The 18,952-nt window shown below is 45.7% G+C and carries 15 protein-coding genes; 10 read left to right on the forward strand and 5 right to left on the reverse strand.

Going from position 1 to position 18,952, the window contains the following annotated elements:
• Window positions 1-43: 43 nt before the first annotated feature.
• The 5 genes from nikB to OM416_RS30180 are packed head-to-tail and all read left to right on the forward strand — an operon-like array spanning window position 44 to window position 5,088.
• Window positions 44-982: a nickel ABC transporter permease gene (gene nikB, locus OM416_RS30160; protein ID WP_264935624.1), complete on the forward strand. Its 939-nt coding sequence runs from the start codon at window positions 44-46 to the stop codon at window positions 980-982.
• Window positions 983-1,819: a nickel transporter permease gene (gene nikC, locus OM416_RS30165; RefSeq protein ID WP_264935625.1), complete on the forward strand. Its 837-nt coding sequence runs from the start codon at window positions 983-985 to the stop codon at window positions 1,817-1,819.
• A 14-nt stretch (window positions 1,820-1,833) separates the two neighbouring features.
• Complete coding sequence (locus tag OM416_RS30170) at window positions 1,834-3,426, forward strand: ABC transporter substrate-binding protein (protein WP_264935626.1); 1,593 nt, start codon at window positions 1,834-1,836, stop codon at window positions 3,424-3,426.
• Entirely contained in the window at window positions 3,426-4,223 is a 798-nt protein-coding gene (locus OM416_RS30175) for an ABC transporter ATP-binding protein (RefSeq protein ID WP_264935627.1), read from the forward strand. The genes OM416_RS30170 and OM416_RS30175 overlap by 1 nt, the downstream gene beginning before the upstream one ends.
• On the forward strand, window positions 4,213-5,088 hold the full coding sequence (locus OM416_RS30180; protein ID WP_264935628.1) for an ABC transporter ATP-binding protein: 876 nt from the start codon (window positions 4,213-4,215) through the stop codon (window positions 5,086-5,088). The genes OM416_RS30175 and OM416_RS30180 overlap by 11 nt, the downstream gene beginning before the upstream one ends.
• A 404-nt stretch (window positions 5,089-5,492) precedes the next feature.
• Here OM416_RS30180 and OM416_RS30185 read toward each other — a convergent pair whose 3' ends face one another.
• The 4 genes from OM416_RS30185 to udk form a co-directional block, all read right to left on the reverse strand.
• Window positions 5,493-8,396: a DUF5704 domain-containing protein gene (locus OM416_RS30185; RefSeq protein ID WP_264935630.1), complete on the reverse strand. Its 2,904-nt coding sequence runs from the start codon at window positions 8,394-8,396 to the stop codon at window positions 5,493-5,495.
• A gap of 478 nt (window positions 8,397-8,874) precedes the next feature.
• Entirely contained in the window at window positions 8,875-10,164 is a 1,290-nt protein-coding gene (locus tag OM416_RS30190; protein WP_264935631.1) for an S-layer homology domain-containing protein, read from the reverse strand.
• 346 nt (window positions 10,165-10,510) lie between these two features.
• Window positions 10,511-10,840: a chaperone CsaA gene (gene csaA / locus OM416_RS30195; RefSeq protein ID WP_264935632.1), complete on the reverse strand. Its 330-nt coding sequence runs from the start codon at window positions 10,838-10,840 to the stop codon at window positions 10,511-10,513.
• Window positions 10,841-10,952: 112 nt separating this feature from the next.
• Entirely contained in the window at window positions 10,953-11,585 is a 633-nt protein-coding gene (udk, locus tag OM416_RS30200) for a uridine kinase (protein WP_017691162.1), read from the reverse strand.
• Window positions 11,586-11,899: 314 nt separating this feature from the next.
• Here udk and OM416_RS30205 point away from each other — a divergent pair, with 314 nt between their 5' ends.
• The 4 genes from OM416_RS30205 (at window position 11,900) to OM416_RS30220 (ending at window position 17,256) form a co-directional block, all read left to right on the forward strand.
• Complete coding sequence (locus tag OM416_RS30205) at window positions 11,900-12,733, forward strand: PRD domain-containing protein (RefSeq protein WP_264935633.1); 834 nt, start codon at window positions 11,900-11,902, stop codon at window positions 12,731-12,733.
• Window positions 12,734-12,855: 122 nt separating this feature from the next.
• Window positions 12,856-14,784 carry a beta-glucoside-specific PTS transporter subunit IIABC gene (locus tag OM416_RS30210; protein WP_264935634.1) on the forward strand — a complete coding sequence of 643 codons (1,929 nt, stop codon included), beginning with the start codon at window positions 12,856-12,858 and terminating at the stop codon, window positions 14,782-14,784.
• Window positions 14,785-14,832: 48 nt separating this feature from the next.
• Window positions 14,833-16,290 (forward strand): glycoside hydrolase family 1 protein, encoded by a 1,458-nt coding sequence (locus OM416_RS30215; protein ID WP_264935635.1) that lies wholly within the window; start codon window positions 14,833-14,835, stop codon window positions 16,288-16,290.
• Between the two features lie 6 nt (window positions 16,291-16,296).
• The gene (locus OM416_RS30220; protein ID WP_264935636.1) at window positions 16,297-17,256 is read left to right on the forward strand and encodes a 2-keto-3-deoxygluconate permease; all 960 of its coding nucleotides are present in this window, start codon (window positions 16,297-16,299) and stop codon (window positions 17,254-17,256) included.
• Between the two features lie 68 nt (window positions 17,257-17,324).
• Here the strand turns inward: OM416_RS30220 and OM416_RS30225 are convergent, their stop codons facing one another.
• Window positions 17,325-18,008, reverse strand: coding sequence for a type 1 glutamine amidotransferase domain-containing protein (locus OM416_RS30225; RefSeq protein ID WP_264935637.1), 684 nt, complete (start codon window positions 18,006-18,008; stop codon window positions 17,325-17,327).
• Window positions 18,009-18,391: 383 nt separating this feature from the next.
• Here OM416_RS30225 and OM416_RS30230 point away from each other — a divergent pair, with 383 nt between their 5' ends.
• Window positions 18,392-18,856 carry a hypothetical protein gene (locus OM416_RS30230; protein WP_264935638.1) on the forward strand — a complete coding sequence of 155 codons (465 nt, stop codon included), beginning with the start codon at window positions 18,392-18,394 and terminating at the stop codon, window positions 18,854-18,856.
• Window positions 18,857-18,952: the final 96 nt, after the last annotated feature.

Genomic DNA, 18,952 nt, shown 5'->3' on the forward strand with positions numbered 1-18,952 from the left:
TCATGGCGCATACATAAAGTTTTGGGGAAGGACGTTTGAGCACTTGAGCAGATATATCGTTAAACGATTAGTACAACTGGTAGCCGTATTGTTCGGCATCACGTTCCTGACATTCCTGCTAACCTATCTGTCTCCTGGAGATCCAGCCAGACTTATGCTCATGTCTACAGGTGTAACGCCATCGGATGAGCTGGTCAGGCAGGTGAGGTCGGAGCTTGGATTGGATGAGCCCTTTCTCTATCGATACGGGACATGGCTGGGACAGGTGGTGACCGGAGACTTTGGTACATCATATAAATACAATCGTCCAGTACTGGACGTGCTCATGGCACGGCTCCCGGCAACGCTTTGGCTAACAGGAAGCGCCATGCTTCTGGTAATACTTGTTTCCTTTCCATTGGGGATGCTGTCGGCTGTCTATCGTAACAAATGGCTTGATCACGTCATTCGTCTGTTCTCTTTTGCCGGATTATCGATGCCCAGCTTCTGGTTGGGTATGTTGCTCATGTTGGTCTTCGGTGTACAGCTGAAGCTGCTACCAGTGATGGGCAATGCCGGCTGGAACAGTCTGATTCTGCCCGCATGTACACTCGCGATTCCACTTGTTGCCCAGTACAGCAGACAGATTCGTACGGTCCTACTTGAGGAGACAAGCCAGAACTATGTGATCGGAGCAAGATCCAGAGGTGTGAAGGAGTCGATCATTATTTTACGTCATATTCTCCCTAATGCTCTGCTGCCGATCGTTACCCTTATGGGCATGACGACAGGTGCCTTGTTAGGTGGTGCAGCGATTGTGGAAAGTTTATTTGTGTGGCCGGGTGTCGGACAGATGGCCGTGGATGCGATTTTTACACGGGATTATCCTCTAATTCAGGGGTATGTCATCTGGATGGCGATCATATATGTCACGCTGAATCTGCTGGTTGACGTATGGACACATCTTCGTGATCCTCGAATCCGACTGGATGTGGATGTATAGATGATGAGAGCCTTCAGACTTGTATTACTGCAAAATCGTTGGTTCACATTCCTGCTGTCTCTAACCGTCTTCTGGATAATTCTCGCCATGGTTGCACCGCAACTTGCACCACACGATCCACTAGCAACGAACTTTGCCAAAGTGTTGCAGCCATCCAGCGTCGAATATCCCCTTGGAACCGATCAGCTTGGCCGCTGTGTATTGTCACGTCTTCTGTACGGGGCACGAACCTCGTTGCTGCTAACCTTTATGATGATTGGTATTGTGTTCGTACTAGGTGTAGCAATTGGGGTCATCGCCGGATTTGCGCGGGGATTGACGGATACGGTGCTTATGCGGCTGTCTGATACATTAATGGCGTTTCCCGGCCTTATTTTTGCGATCGCTGTGGTAGGCATGCTTGGACCGGGATTGTTCAATACGGTGCTGGCACTGTCGGTTGTCTGGTGGGCGAAATATGCACGGATGGCCAGAAGCCTGGTGATTTCCCTTCAGCAAAAGGAATATGTCGCTGCCGCTGCTTTCAGCGGAGCACGTAAGATCCAGATCATTGGCAGGACGATCCTGCCCAATATGATGTCTCCACTCATCGTCATGGCGATGATGGATGTGGGGGGGATGATGCTGTCCATCTCGGGGTTGTCGTTTCTCGGGCTTGGCGCGCAGCCACCGAACCCCGAGTGGGGGGCCATGTTAAATGAAGGCAGAAGATATCTCCAGACTGCGCCTTGGTTGTTGATTTATCCGGGCCTGGCGATATTTAGCACCGTTATTATTTTTAATTTACTGGGAGACAGCCTGCGAGATGTACTTGATCCCAAGAAAAATACAGCTTAACTGGAGGAACCAGAATGAAGAGGAATTTACAAAAATCAATCCTGCTCACCATCGTATCCGTGTTCGTTGTGTTCTTGCTTGCAGCTTGTAGCACCACGAATAATCCATCGACCTCGTCGGATGCAACGGAGAAGTCGGCGGCTGCGGACAATGGTACGACAAGTGCACCAACGCATCTGAATGTGGCCCTGTTCTGGCTGGGAAGCAACCTGGACCCGGCAGAAGAATGGAACGGCTGGACACTTACGCGTGCAGCGATTGGTGAGACACTGATTCAGTTTGACGAGAATATGAAGCTGGTTCCTAAAATTGCAGATACCTGGGAACGTGTGGATGATACGACTTGGCATTTTCATATTCGAGAGGGTGTAACCTTCCATAACGGAAACAAAGTAACCGCCGACGCGGTGAAAAAATCGATCGAACGCTCCATTGAGTTAAATGAAAGAGGACAAGCAACGGTGCCAGTTGCGTCGATGACTGCTGAAGGACAAGATCTGACGATCAAGACGACAGAGCCTTACGCATCCTTGCTTGGCAATATTGCCGAGCCGCTGTTTATCATCGTGGATACTAGCGCAGATACATCCAAATTCAAGAGCGAGCCGATTGCTACCGGGCCATTTATGGTGACGGGTTATACGCCGGATCAGGAGATCCAGGTGAAAAAGTATGACGGGTATTGGGGCGGCGCGGCAGATGTCGACACATTGACGTTGAAATACATCAAGGATGACAGCACACGTGCTCTTGCTCTGCAATCTGGTGAGATTGATGTAGCAAGTAACGTGGGACGCAGCAGTCTGGCATTATTCCAGGACAAGAGTCAATATACCATTGATGAAATTCCAAGCCTGCGCACCCAGTTCGTATGGTTCAACACGACCAATCCGCTGCTGAGTGATCCGGAGGTTCGCCGGGCGATTTCATATGGTATTGATCGGGAGATGTACGCAAATACGCTGGTGGGCGGTCAGGCAGCCAAAGGACCATTCACCTCAGCTCTGCCTTTTGGCTATGATAAGATCACAGGATATGATTACGAACCGGAGAAAGCCAAACAGCTGCTGGATGGGGCTGGCTTCAAGGATGAAGATGGCGATGGCATTCGTGAAAAAGATGGCAAGAAGCTGTCGCTGCAACTGATTCTTAACTCCGCTTACGAGTCCGATTCAATTGTGGCTGCTGCGATGCAGTCCCAGCTTAAGGAGATCGGTGTTCAATTGGAGATGACCTCTTATGAGGATCTAACCGATCATCAGAAGAGCGGAAATTACGATCTTGCTTTAACAAGTATCAATACAGGCATCACGGGTGACCCGCAATATATTCTGGATTTCTACTTTATGACGGGCGCGGAATGGAATGTGGGCGGATATAGCAATCCGAAGCTCGATGAGGTAATTACTCGCCTTCACTCCGAGTTTGATGTGGAGAAAAGGTATGCCTTCGCAGCAGAGGCCCAGCAGATGATTCTGGATGATGCAGCCTATATGTTTTTGACCTATACCCCGATTAATATTGTGAGTAAAAGTACCGTGCAAGGTGCGACGATGTATCCTATCGACTTTTATCTGCTGGATCGTAATATTAAGGTTGGGCAGTAATGAAGCCCCTGCTTAGTGTCAATAACCTTTCCGTAACCTACAAGGGTGATTCTCTGGCTCTACGGGACTTGTCCTTCTCCATGAATAAGGGGGAGATTATCGGGATTGTAGGTGAAAGTGGCAGCGGAAAGTCGACCCTTATTCGGGCTTTGCTTGGCCTGTTACCAGAAGGTGGTCGATACACCGGTGGAGAGATTTTTTTTCAGGAAAAAATGCTTCTACGTGACTCGCGATTGGATTGGGCTGGAGTGCGCGGGAAGCGGATTACCATGGTGTTTCAGGACAGTGGATCGTATCTTAATCCGATTCGCAGCATCGGCAGTCAGTATATCGAAGCGATTCGTACTCATTTCACCGTGTCCAGAAAAGCAGCTCAGATCATGGCTGTGAATATGCTCATGGACATGGGATTGGATGATCCGGAACGAATCATGCGTGCCTATCCCTCGCAGCTTAGTGGGGGGATGAAACAACGAACGGCGATAGCTATGGCGGTTACGATGGAACCTGAACTTTTACTTGCAGATGAGCCGACAAGTGCATTGGATGTGACAACACAGAATGAAGTGATGAACCGATTGAGCGAGCTTCGTTCCCGCCAGGGGACAGGCATGATCATCGTTACGCATAACATTGCCGTTGCAGCTCATATGGCGGACCGAATTGGTGTTATGCAGGGTGGTACATTGGTTGAAATGGGAGATACTTTCCGCGTCATATCCGATCCTCGGCATGAGTACACTCGCAAGCTGCTGAGTGCTGTACCTGAATTGGAGGGAAATGTTCATGACTCATGAGGAGTTAGCGATTCTGGAACTAAGAAACTTGTGCAAAACCTACGAGTTAAAGGGACATAGGGCAGTTGATGCGCTGAAAGCTGTTCATTTGGAGCTATATCCGGGGGAGTGTCTGGGAATTGTCGGGGAGAGTGGTAGCGGGAAGAGCACACTGGCTAGATGTATAACCCATTTGGAGCGAGTGACTTCAGGACAGATTCACTATCGACAGCAGGATATTACCCGATTGAACGGAAAGGCGCTACGGCAGCAACGAAAACAGATCCAGATGGTATTCCAGGAGCCTTCCGCTATCTTTAATCCACGAATGAAGATTGGAGCTTTTATTCGGGAGCCACTCATGAATTATAAAATAATGAAGGGCCAGCAAGCGGAACAGGAAGTGCTCAGGCTGTTGGAACGGGTGGGGTTGCCGACTGCTGCTGCGGATAAGTATCCGCATGAACTGAGCGGCGGAGAGCAGCAGAGAGCAGTCATTGCCCGTGCGATTGGAGTAGAGCCAGACATCATCCTGTTCGATGAAGCCACCTCCGCACTGGATGTTTCCATCCAGCAACAGATCCTGGATCTGTTGGTAGAGCTGAGAAAGGATACAGGAATCTCATCTATTTTCATATCGCATGATCTGGCGGTGGTGCAACAGGTTAGTGATCGAATTGCCGTGATGTACCAAGGCGAGGTGGTCGAAGTCGTGGAGAGTTCCCAGCTGACCAGCTCAGCGAATCATCCCTACACCCGTAGCCTGATGGCTTCGGTGTTGTCCGTGAGGGAAATGAAGCATAGGATGCGGGTACAGAATCTAGAAGAGGAACAAGAACAGGAACAAGGGCAGATGGGGGTTCTTCAAGAAAGTCTGTCAGGATAACTCGATGTGCGGTTCGGTAGAAGTTTAAGTCAGGTTATAAAAAGATAATTACAAAAAAATGGGTTCCCCAGGAAGTCTATAGATGACTTTCAGGGGAACCTTTTTGTTGTGTAAAAGGCACGTTGTGTACAGTTGGGACGTGATACAGAAATACAGCAATAGCTTGTGAATGCTTCATCGTATGTCGTTTAATACACCTATATCAATCAGTACACCGGCTGCATAGTATTTTATCTGACACTTCGTAGCTATTTCATCACACAATTATTGATTGCTTTATTGGGTTATTATCGCTATAAATACAGTCAGTCTTATTTTGGAGAGGTACACCGCATAAGACTCTTCTGTCCACATGTAGTTGTCTACATCTGCCTAGTCAGTTGTATTGACTTGGGTGATTCAAACTAGTGTGGTACTTGGGATTGGAAATCGTTCCGGCTGGACTGATCAGCATGGTAAAAGACAATATCGCCATCCTTCAGCGGCCAGGTTCTACCTTGGCTGTCAGTTGGCGTGTTGTTGAAACCTTCCATCTGCCATTGATTCATCAGCGGTGCATGAATGTATTGCAGATGGGGCGCCTCTGTATTTCCATTCCGCAGGCTCTCCATGTTGAAGCTGACTACGATATAGCCATTCTTTAGAAAAATCTTCGATTTCTCATCCAGCTGATTTTGTCTGGCGAGGGGTTCGAGATCCGTACCTTTTGGTACGGCATATACATCGGCCGGCAAGCTGTACTCCCCGTACCAACGCTGGATTGCTGCATTGGCCCGGTCCACGTTGACCCCGGAAGGAATGCCCGTTTTAGGTCCGATGAGTGTCCGAATTGGAGCAGACAGGATCATCCAGTCATAACGACCTATCCATGTTTTTTGATGAGAAGTCTGATCGACCAGGCGAACCATATGTTCTGCCAACGTACGCTGGTTGCGTTCTTCCGCTGTCAGTTCATAAGTATACTGATAACGCGCTGTATCGCCTAACTCTGTACCGGGTACATTTCGAAGACGTGAGTTCAGGACAACAAAGCGTTTCTCCAGATCCTGAGCCGATCCGATACGGATTAGGCGTTCCTGGCCTCGATGGTAGTACAGATCCACTTCTTGCCGGGAGGACCCGTCTTTACTCACAAAAGCAAAAGTGGGTGTAATTCGAATACCATCCTGTTTGCCAAACATATTGCCCTTGGTCTTCAGATCGAACTTGAAATGGTACCCTGTCTTCACAGTCGCGTTAGCGAATCCCTGCACCGGATGGCTTCCTGGTCGGATGGGCAATACAAATGGAGCCAGATTACCTCGTGGATCACCATCAATGCTATTCATCCCAGTCCAGTAGCTATAGCCTGTTGGTTCGGGACTGCCCAATCGCTTGCGAAATACATTTTCCCAGTTGTAATCGGAGATATCAGTGACGTGAAAATCATATAACCTTCCGATGACATCTACGGGTACGGTGTCCGCTGCAACATGATGTGCCAAATTGGTATTGGCATCCTGTTGCTCAGTAAAGTTTGCAGGTGCATTCTCTGCAATATTGCGGAATGCAATGTGATACTTGCCTTCGTCTACCCATACAGGGAGATAGAATGTGGTGTCCAGTTTATTGACCGGAATATCGACCCATGTCTTGGCAGGGATAAACTGACTCCGGTCAGCGTTATAGACATCAAACGGGAATTGCACCTGTTTGATTCGAAAATATTTGGCATAGTCCCGATTTCCATAACCGGGATAACTTGTTGCGTCCAAGTGCTGTCCCGCTGTAGGGATTCGCACAATGAACGGGCGTTCCAGAATGAGTGCAGCGCTGGTTGGGTCCGGTACGGTTTTCTGATTATGCGGCTGATCATCCGACACCCAGGCGTAGTTGACGACAGGAGTATGCACTGTGACGGTGTTGATGCCGTTAATCGGCAATATTTTGTTGGCGCCGCCATTCACGTTACCCGGTAGAAGATCATAATAGATCTCACCCGAGCTTGTGGTGTTTGCTTTATTCAGCAGGGATTTGCTGATCATGTTGCCGGGTTTGTACAGCACATCACGACCTATCGTCGTTGGATTAGGAATGTTGGATGGCGTGGGGCCATCTTTGGTTGTTTCTACATCATTCATAATGGTTGTGCTGTTGAATTTCACTAGATCATTATTCACTTTACTTTGAGGTGTATTGGACTCAGCCATTCCTTTTAACCGTGATGTATCATCAGGCACACTGGGAGGAAGGTTCAAGCCACCTGTTAATTTAGGTGGAGTATATGAGATTGAAGTGGTTTGCCCTGGTCGTACATGGCTTTCTACGGATTCATCATTTTTAGATTCCAGTGTTGGTGGTGTGTATCCTGTTGGACTCATCGTAACGGTCTCTCCGGGCAAAGCGTAATTGCTCATGGTTGCTTTAGCGATCTTATATACTTCCAGATTGTTAATTTTCCAGTAGGAGTAGTCTCTTGTGATTTGGAAAGTGTATGGCTTGGGTACCGTGTCATTCGCGGGTACAGGCGGTCCTGGTGTACAACCATCATCATCACATATTTCTGGTCCAGGTACCGTCCATTCTCTGTCGTAAGAGATTGTGATATTACAGTTGTATGTAACTTTACCGCTCATTTTGGCCCAGGCTTGTTTAAACAGGTAATTGTCAGCAAAGGCATTCGTGTAGAGTGATTCAGAAGTAGGGATTCCTTTCAACACATTGAATGTCTCATTATCTCTGTTATCTGACTTAATTACACCGTTGGCACTTGGATCAAGATCATTCATACTCATGATGGTTCCAGCAGAAGGTGGACCAATTGTTGGAGTGCAACCTCCACCACCGCCTCCGTTACCGTCGCCCCCGCCAGTACCTGGATTCTCTTCAACACCGATGTTTGTTGTGGTAGTTAACTCAAATCCATCTTTCTTCCACAGTACGGTTATTGTTGTAGTTCCCCTACTGACAGCTCGGACTAACCCAGAATTACTAACGGTAGCGACACCAGGATTGGATGATTCCCATGTAGTTGTACCACCGCTACCGGTGTTAACATTGGTCTCCGCACCAAAGTTTCCATCTCCGTTTTTGGTTTTAACAGTTGCATTAAGTTGTTTGGACTGGTTCAAGTTAAGTTGTCCGCCAGCGGTAAGGTTGATCTCTTTGGTTATTTCAGCCAATGCCTTCCAATAAAGATCAGTTCTGAAAATGTAGTCCGCTGACCATTTCGGAGGGTTATACTCTCTTGAAGCAGTAGGGGCGATTGCGCCCCCAATTTGCATTTGGAATTTGGTGCTCAATCCATCGAATTCATCTACAGAAATCAAAATTGGATCTCCAATTCTATAATAGCTAGTGTTGTCCATGTAGTGCGGTTTCTTTGATCTTTCAGTTATTGTAGATGAAGGGGGCTGCTCATTGTTTTTATCCTTGTACTCTGTTGGTTTGTATACATCTTTATCGAGATCTAATTGTACACATACTCTGGATGATCTAGGTAGGTTAGTTGAACTATCATTAAGTAAATCAATGCCGTTACACCGACCTTCTACCCTCCAATCCAAATTATCGAGTTGAAAGATGTAGATACCAAGATTTGTTTTTGCTTCGCCTTCAAGAGGAATAACTTTCTTCTGGGACTTTGCTGGTCCTGAGGGTTCCATGTGAAATGGTTTAACTTCTTCTTTAGTGCCTGGCCCCCCGCCAGCTTCAATCGTTGAAAAGGGGGCTAATAATGCACTTATTGTAAAGGCTACTACAAGAAATCGACTTAAATTACTTTTTAATGCCAAAATCATCCCATCCTTATTTATTATCGATCACACTAAATGTAACTCCCTCTTTAGTTGTGAGGGTAATTGCAGAAATCAGAGCTTTATCGAAATGTAGTAGTCCATCTCCCCAGAATACAGGATCTTTGACAGTGAAAACTCCTTTACTTTTTAGAAATTCAATATTAGTCGGTATTCCAAATGAAGCACTAGTTTTTGTTTTTGGGGAAAGAAGAGGATCAACAGCACTTGAGTTTAATAGACTTCCAGCTTGTAACTGATTCATAGATGAACTTTTAATATTTAATTCAAATTCGACAAATGAGTGATAGGCACCTCGTAAAGTTGTAATAACTCCTTCATCAACAAATACGGGATAATAAATGCTCCGTTTTGCTCCTACTGCATAAGGACTAACAACAATCCAATTGTGGATTTTGAGATCGGAATAATTTGTTAGTGTTACGAGATTTTTATTTCTTATTTTTGAAAAATCCTCTGTTACAGAATCATAGTCAATGTTAGGATTAACCTTTTTCTCAGGTGTTTTTTTGTACGATGGCGCAATAATACTCAAATTCGTACCGGTCAAACCCACTGCTCGCAGCTCATTTAAACCTTGAAAATCGCCAGGTTTTGTCTTGGCAACTGCTGCATAACGGGCAATCAACACAGCAACTTCCGCCCGAGTGGTGGTACGATCAACGCCAAATGTTTTATCGTTTGCTACACTCATTAGTCCCGTTCCCAGGGCAACGGCTACTGCATTTTTTTGAGCGCTTGCGAGTTTACCTGTGAAATATTCCTTTGCAGGCACAACGGTGTTTGTCACATCAGAGAGTGCTTGTTTGTATTCAGGATCAACCACGGTTAATCCTTGTGTCAACCACGTTGCCATTTCGCCTCGTTGAAGAGCACTTTGTGCATCCAGTTTCCCCTTGTAATTAGAAGGGCTGATAAAACCTTTCGCTATAGCAATAGAGACACCGCTTTTTGCCCACTCGGGTATGTCCGTGAAATTGTTTTGTTCTTGTGTTGATGCATTAGGCTGGTCGGATAGACGTCCCAGGATACTTGCCATTTCAGCTTTGGTGACAGGTGAGCTTGGTTTAAATGTCCCGTCGGCATATCCCTTGAAATACCCTTGTTCTACGGCCGAATTAATTGCTGAAGATGCCCAGTGTGTAGCCGGAACGTCTTTGAATTTAGTTGTGGCTTGTGCGGCTTCTACAGAACCCCCAACGCCTCCAACGCCTCCAACACCTACGATACCCCCTGTTAATAAAGCCAATGCCGTTACGCCGGAAATCATCATTTTTCTCATGAAACTTACTCCTCTCATTTGTGAATTTCTCTCCTTGATATGTACTGTTCAGGCTACTAGATACTAAATTTGTAATAATAATCAATATTCTACCATGTATAACTAGGCTGTTGGTATGATTTATCAACAAAATTCCTCCTCTGCATAGAACTCTTACTGCTTCTCCAGACCTATATTCCCTCCAAAAAACACAAAAAAAGGCCACGAATCCGTAGATTCATAGCCTTATGCTTTAAGGTCTCCAACATATGTAGTTCCTTCAATAGTCAATTCAATAATCAATACATCAAGAATACTCGATTTCCAAACATTTGAAAAGCCCATATTCTTCGAACTCAAAATAAACTCAGGCTATCGGTGTTCCATTTGGCAATGGACTATCCGATGTGAGCAAGACAACATCGCCTTCACCAGGCACGCCACCGAGCACGAGTACTTCAGAGACAAAACCGGCAATCTGCCGGGGTGGGAAATTAACTACAGCAACGACCTGTTTGCCGATCATCATTTCAGGCGTATAGCGTTGGGTAATCTGAGCACTGGAACGTTTCAGGCCAAGTGGTCCGAAGTCGATCGTCATTTTAATAGCGGGAATGCGAGCCTTCGGAAAGGGTTCAGCTTCCACCACTGTACCAACCCGGATGTCATGTTGCATGAACTCTTCAAAAGTAGCCATAGGGGTAGATCTCCTTTCAACTATTGGGAACTATTATAAATGAAAAATCAACAAAAAATCCAGATTACGCTGTATCGTAACCTGGATTTCTGTTGTGGTGCTTTGCAGCTAGTTAAGCCCCATTCCAATTCTCTCCGGTGAGGTATTTCTCGGTGAGGATGGATAACATTTGAATGCCTACTTCATTATGTCCGCCTTCTGGAATAATGATATCGGCATACTTTTTGGATGGCTCAATAAAAGCATCGTGCATCGGTTTTACCGTTTCGAGGTATTGTTTGTATACGGATTGAATCGTGCGTCCGCGTTCTTCAATATCTCGCAGTACTCTCCGCAAAATCCGCACGTCGGAATCAGTATCAACAAATACTTTGATGTCCATCAGACTGCGCAGATGTTCGTCGATCAGCACATGCAATCCTTCTACAATGACAATATGGTTCGGTGCCAGTTCAACCGTCTCATTGGCAGCACGGTTATCTATGGTGAAGTCATATACGGGAGCATACGCCGCTTGGCCTTTTTTCAACAGGGTGAGATGCTCAATCAACAGATCATTATCGAATGCAAACGGGTGATCGTAATTGGTGAGTCGACGTTGCTCAGGTGTGAGCTGCGACTGGTCTTTGTAATAATTGTCTTGGGATATAAATGTGACCTTACCTGATCCCAGACGGTCTATGACGGAGCGAGCTACCGTCGTTTTACCGGAGCCGGTTCCTCCGGCGATACCAATAATGAGCATGGTTGTTCCATAAGCCTCCCTAGAATGGCAGCATAATCATGGATAAAGAGCACGAATCAACAATCGATTCAGCACCTTTACCCACTTGTCTGTCTGTGAATACACAATTCCTTCATTGTACCATAGCGCATTACTTTTTTCATCTGCTATGCAGAGGCATGTATTCCCTGATAAAGGAGGATTGACATTCTTGTGAACAGGCCTATAATAATACATATATTCATAACACGGACTGTTACTGGGCGAACCAGGCATGACCGAATTCGATTATTTAACTGTAATCGCTTTCGGTCTTTTTTTATTTTCATCGGGGGGTGAGGACATTGAAGGTTATTAAGAAAGTGAATAACAACGTGGCGATTGCCATTAATGATAACAATGAAGAAGTATTTGTCGTAGGTAAAGGGGTAGGATTTCTGAAAACGCCCTATGAGCTGACGGAGACGGACTTGGTGGAGAAAATTTTCGTAGCACCGAAGAATATCCGTATGTATGACCTACTGAACAGCATTCCGATTGAGGATATTTATCTCGCGGAGGAAGTGATCAAGCTGGGCAGTCAGATTCTGAATAAACAGTTTAATCCGAACCTGCTTCTCACCCTATCCGACCATATCAGTTTTGCGTTAACCCGAACCAGAGAAGGGATCAGTATCAAAAATCCGCTGGAATGGGAAGTGCGAACACTCTATCCGGACGAGACACGGGTGGGGGAGGCTGCGCTGAAGCTGATTCAGGAAAAAATGCATATCACTCTGCCGACAGCCGAAACGACGCTGATTGCTCTGCACTTTGTTAATGCACAGGTCGGCTCCGGAGAGATGACGGATACCACCAAGGTAACCACAGTCACGGGCGAGATCCTATCGGTGATCAAATATGCTCTCAAAATTGATTTTCAGGAAGACTCCATTCACTTTATGCGATTTGCTACACATATCAGATATTTCATCATGCGGCAGATGAGCGGTAAGTCGCTCAAAGACGAGAATGAATCGCTATTCCTGATGGTGAAGGAGAAGTTTCCGAAGGAACTTGCTTGTGTGGAGAAGATTGCTGATTTCTTGAAAAACAATTACGGCTGGACCTGTTCAGATGATGAAAAGTTATATCTGATTCTGCATATCCAACGATTAATCTCGAACTAACCAAATAATCCATATTGGACTGTTACTGATTCGATCAGGCATGACCAAGCGTAGGGAATGACGATTCCCCGGCTTGGTCATTTTTTATATAACTATTTCAGTAGATGTAGAGGAGAAGGGTCATGAACAACAAAGATTTGGCTAAAAACGTACTTGATCTTGTTGGCGGCGAGCAAAATATATCGGGTCTGACGCACTGTGCAACTCGTTTGAGATTCGTATTGAAGGATGATAACAAAGCAGACCTCAAGGCGCTGGATCAGCTTGAAGGCGTACTCAAGGCACAAAATTCCGGTGGACAGATTCAGGTTGTCATCGGTGCAAAGGTAGATGCAGTCTACAGTGAAGTGAGGAATCTGACTTCTGACCAGATTGGCGAGCTTTCGGAGTCTACAGACAGTGGACCGAAAAAGAGACGCAACCCCGTCAATGTCGTGCTTGAAACCATCGCAGGTATATTCACCCCTGTTCTGCCAGCACTTGTTGGTTGCGGGATGATCAAGTGTTTGGCTACTGTAATAACTGCAATGGGATACCTGGAAGGCTCCGGTTTCCTGACGATCATTAACATGATTGGGGACTGTATTTTCTACTTCATGCCGTTCTTCCTGGCTGTTAGTGCAGCAAACCGATTCAAAACCAATCCCTATTTGGCGGTAGCTCTTGCTGCGGGATTAATGCATCCAACCATTTTGAACGCTGCGGCTCAGATTGCTGAGACGGGTGTGAATAGCATTGATTTTCTCGGCATGCCGATTCTGTTGATGAAATATTCCTCTTCCGTCATTCCAATCATTCTGGCTGTATGGATTATGAGTTATGTGTATCCGATCGTCAATCGGGTGATTCCCAAGTTTCTGCAGGTCTTGCTCACCCCAATGATTGTTTTGTTCATTATGATTCCACTGGAATTAATCGTGCTTGGCCCAGTAGGATCATATATCGGTGACTGGTTGACCAATGGCATCAACTCATTGTTCTCCACTGCAGGTGTTCTTGCTGGTGCGATTCTTGGATTTTTCAAACCGATTATGGTCATGTTCGGTATGCACTATGCCATCATGCCGATTCAGGTTCAACAAGTGGCTACACTGGGTGCAACCGTGCTGTTACCAACAGCACTGGCAGCGAATTTGGCTCAGGCTGGAGCAGCCTTCGGTGTGTTTGTACTAACGAAGAGTAAAACGATGAAATCAGCCGCTGCTTCAAGTGGATTCACCGCGTTGTTCGGGATTACCGAACCGGCAATCTATGGTGTAACGCTGAAATACAAACGTCCCTTTTTCGCAGGTTGCCTGGCAGGTGGATTAGTCGGTGGATTCTACAGCTTGGTGCATACAACAGCGAATGCAATTTCACTTCCAGGTGTATTGGCAATTGGCACGTATACCTCTGATCGCTACATGTATGTCGTTATTGGTTGTATTGCCGCAGTTGTACTCGGGTTTGTGTTCACGCTGTTGGCTGGCATCAAGGAAGATACAGATGGAAATAAATCGAAGCAGCAAGCTACGAATAAAGTAAATAGCAATCAGACAATCGTTGCCTCAGAGGTAACTCCAACATCCGTATCATCACAGACATCCACGTCTTCTGACATGCTTATCGTTAGTCCAATGACAGGGGAGATTAAACCCATCTCTGAAGTAGAAGATCAGGCATTTGCCCAAGAGTTAATGGGTAAAGGCATTGCAATCGTTCCGACAGATGGCAAGGTATACGCTCCATTTGACGGAGTAGTCGAGGCGCTTTATCGCACCAAACACGCCATCGGTTTGAAGGCAGCGAATGGTGTTGAGATCCTGATTCATATCGGGGTGGATACGGTCAGCCTGAAAGGGAAATATTTTAACGCCCATATCGAACAGGGACAGACAATCCAGGCTGGGGATTTATTAGTAGAGTTTGATCCAGAAGGCATTACGTCAGCAGGCTATAATACCATTACATCGATTGTGGTAACCAACATGCAACAGTATGGAGACGTACTGACCACAGCGACCAGCGGCCCAATCCGGGAGAGCGAAGCTTTAATTAAGCTGATCCCATAAAACCTGAAATAAGACCTTAATAACACGTAATAACAGGAGGAAACTAAAATGACGAATTCCAATTTTCCAAAAGATTTTTTATGGGGCGGTGCACTATCTGCCTGTCAGGCGGAAGGTGCTTATAATGTCGACGGCAAGAGTCTGACCATTCCAGAAGTGATGAAGTTTAACGAGAAGAACGACCGCAAAGTGACCAAGCAGATCAGAGTGAATTGGGAGATGATTGAAGAGGCCAGGAATGACCCGGATACCGTGAAATATCCGAAGCGCCGGGGGATCGATTTTTATCATAACTTCCGTGAGGATATCGCCATGTTTGCCGAGATGGGATTCAAAGTATTTCGTTATTCCATTTCATGGGCCAGAGTTTTTCCAGGTGGCGACGATGCCGCTCCGAACGAAAAGGCACTAGAGTTCTATGATCAGGTGATTGATGAATGTCTAAAACAGGGCATGGAGCCCCTGATTACCATCAGCCACTTTGATACGCCAATTGTACTGATGGACAAGTTCGGAGGATGGTATAACCGCAAATTAATCGATCTGTATGTGAACTATTGTGATGTACTGTTTAATCGCTACAAGGGCAAAGTGAAATATTGGGTGACGTTCAACGAGATCAACATGAGCGTGAAAGCATCGGCCAAGACGCTGGGAATCATTGATTATGATGCTGCCAATTATGAGGAAATGCTGTTCCAGGGGCTGCATCATCAATTTGTAGCTGCGTCCAGAGCAACCAAGATAGCACATGAGATTGATCCGAATAACCAGATCGGAAGTATGGTCGCTTATTTTACAACGTATCCTTACACTTGCAAGCCGGAGGATGCACTTCAGATGCAGCAGGATGATCAGATGAAAAATCAGTTCTATCTCGATGTGCTCAATAAAGGCGAGTACCCTTACTATAGTAAAACGTATTTCAAAAACAAGGAGATCCAGTTGAATATCGAGGATGGCGATCTGGATAGCATTCGCGCACACACGGCTGATTTTGTAGGGATGTCGTATTACAACTCGATGATTTCCAGCAGTGATACAGAGCAGCTCGAACTAACAGCAGGCAATGTACACAGTGTATATAAAAACCCGCATCTGCCCGCTAACGAGTGGGGCTGGCAGATTGATCCCATTGGCCTGCGGTATACGCTTAATCTCGTCTATGATCGGTATCAAAAGCCTGTCTTCATTTTGGAGAACAGCTCGGGCTTCTACGACAAGCTGAATGAAGATGGAACGATCAACGATCCATACCGGATTGATTTCCTGAGCAAACATATCGAACAGATGGGACTCGCCATTGCGGATGGCGTCGAGGTGTTGGGATACACGATGTGGGGACCCATCGACATGATTAGTTCAGGGACCTCCGAGATGAGCAAACGGTACGGATTTATCTATGTGGATCAGGATGACTATGGCAATGGTACGCTCGAAAGATATCGTAAGGATTCGTTCTTCTGGTATCAGAATGTGATCCGTACCAACGGAGCAGAATTGTAATAGAGCATGAATATTCTGGATCGTATCAAAAAAATCCCCGGCGGCTTGCTGATTGTTCCTATGCTGGCCGCCGCGGTCATCAACACGGTGTTTCCATCGTTTTTTCAGATCGGGGATCCAACAACAGCGCTGTTTACTTCGAAAGGTACCATGGTGCTGATCGGCATGATTTTACTGATATCAGGAACACAGCTTAACTTGTCACAGCTTCTGGTGACCTTGAAGAGAGCAGGGGTGCTCTGTATTTCACGCATCCTCATCAGCTGCCTGTTCGGCTGGGCGTTTGTACACTTTTTTGGCATAAGTGGGGTTGGTGGAGTTTCTGCGGTAGCCTTCATTGCCGTTCTGACCAGTTGTAATCCGGGACTATATCTGGCCTTGATGAACACGTATGGAGATGATGTGGATCGTGCTGCGTTTGGCATTCTGAATCTGATCGCCGTACCCGTTATTCCGGTTCTGATATTGAATTCGGCGAGCGGTGTTGGTATTGATTACCTTAGTGTCCTTGCTACACTAGTACCTTTTTTCATCGGCATACTTCTTGGTAACCTGGATATCAACATACAGAAGATGTTCGCTCCGGGAACACTGATTCTGCTGCCTTTTTTAGGTACAAGCTTTGGGTCAAATATTGATTTGCGTATTGCATTTCAATCCAGTCTATCCGGTTTGTTGGTCACAGTGTTATTTTTGCTGATCTGCATGCTGCCGCTCATTGGGATCGATCGAACGATATTAAGACGTCCCGGTTACGCAGCGGCTGCGACATGTTCGGTTGCTGGATTGTCCATGGTCGTGCCATCGATGGCTGCCGAATTCAATCCGGCGTATGCACCTTATGTAGATACAGCTATCGCTCAGATTGCATTTGCTGTGATCCTGACGTCGGTGACCGTTCCTTATATTGTGAAGCGTTTGGCTGGAGGAACAGCGACGGAAGCTTCTGCTTCGACAAATCACTAGAAAAAAACAGCATGTGTTCTGTCAGGTCATGACGGATCACATGCTGTTTTGCTTTGTACATCTATATTTTACAGACCCAGCAGTTGTTTAACACTTTCCGCTACGGCTTTGCTAGATTGCGGATTCTGTCCTGTGACCACGCGGCCATCTGTTGTGACATAAGAGCTGAAGGCAGCTGCTTTATCGTATTGTGCAGCACGTTCTCTCAAAGCATCTTCCAATAGGAAAGGAACATACTCGGTTTGTTGAGCCAATGCTTCTTCTTCATTCGTAAAGCCGGAAACGGTTTTGTCGTTGATCAAAAGCAGACCGTTGGACAGCTTCACGTTCAGCAGGGCTGTAACTCCGTGGCACACGCCGGATACAACGCCACCTTTTTCATAGATATCACGAGAAAGCTCTTGAAGTTCGGAATTGTCCGGGAAATCCCACATCGTACCGTGACCCCCTGTGAAATAGATTGCATCGTAGTCACTCGCGTTTACTTCGCTAGGTTTCAACGTATTTTTCAATTGGTTCATGAACGTTTCGTTTTCGAAATAGGCTTTGGTGCTCTCATCCAGAGAGTCGCCCAGACTTTTCGGATCAAGAGGTACGTTACCACCTTTAGGGCTAACCAGATCGATCTGAACATTTTCGTTTTGATCAAACTCTTCAATAAAGTGCGTTGCTTCGCTCAGCCACAAGCCGGTAGGCTCGTCCTTCGTTGCGTATTTATCCACATTTGTTAGAACAACCAGTATCTTTTTCATATAAAAACCTCCCGTAAAGTATATATCATTAATCTATATTTAATATCACAAAATTAAATTGTGTAAAATCTATAATTAAATATAACATAACCATTTTCTAAAGTAAAATTATGAGCTTATTGGTGCTCACCAAATTTAACTTTTCATGCGAAGGAGAAGGAGCAAAGTGGTGGTAAGTATGCCTCTTAAGAATGCACGTTTACTTATTATGCCCGACTTAATTTACTCATATTGTAAGCGGAGGTAGGCGTGTGTAAGGGATCTCGAAATTAATTCAAATTTGAAGTTAATTTGATTGAACAACTAGTACTTTTGATTTAGAATGACGGAAGATACCAACTTAAAAACTGGTACATATTACATATGGACTCGGAGGAACAGTCATGAAACGTTCAGGTAAATTTTTCGCTTCATCCGTAGTTGCTGCTTTCGCTGCAGTATCTATCGTCTCTTCAGCTTCAGCGAGCACAGTTTCCGTCTCCAATATCTCTGGCGTAACACCTATCAACTTTAGCAGTATGGATATCGAAACCGCTTTGATGATGGTCCAACAAGAACGTACCAAATTATTGGATGCTCAACTGCAAATGCAAATTCAGGAGGTACAGAAACGTAATCAACAGATCGCGGATTTGAACTCTCAATTGCAGATCGCCCAGCAAAACGGGGATGAAGCAGCTGTTCAAAAGCTGAAAGGCCAAATTGATGCTGCGAGCAATTCCCAACAGATGGACATGCTTCGTCTGCAATCTATGTCCAACAAGCGCAATGAAGCGTTTGATATCATGACGAACTTTGTCAAAAAAATGCAGGATTCAAGATCATCTATCATCGGTAACATGCGTTAAGAACGGATGATTAACTGCAGCAACACAAAAAGAGCGAAGCCGGAATTCAGATTCCGAAACTTCGCTCTTTTTGTATTTCTCATTTATTTGATTTCT

This window comes from Paenibacillus sp. LS1, assembly GCF_026013365.1.
GTDB lineage: Bacteria > Bacillota > Bacilli > Paenibacillales > Paenibacillaceae > Paenibacillus.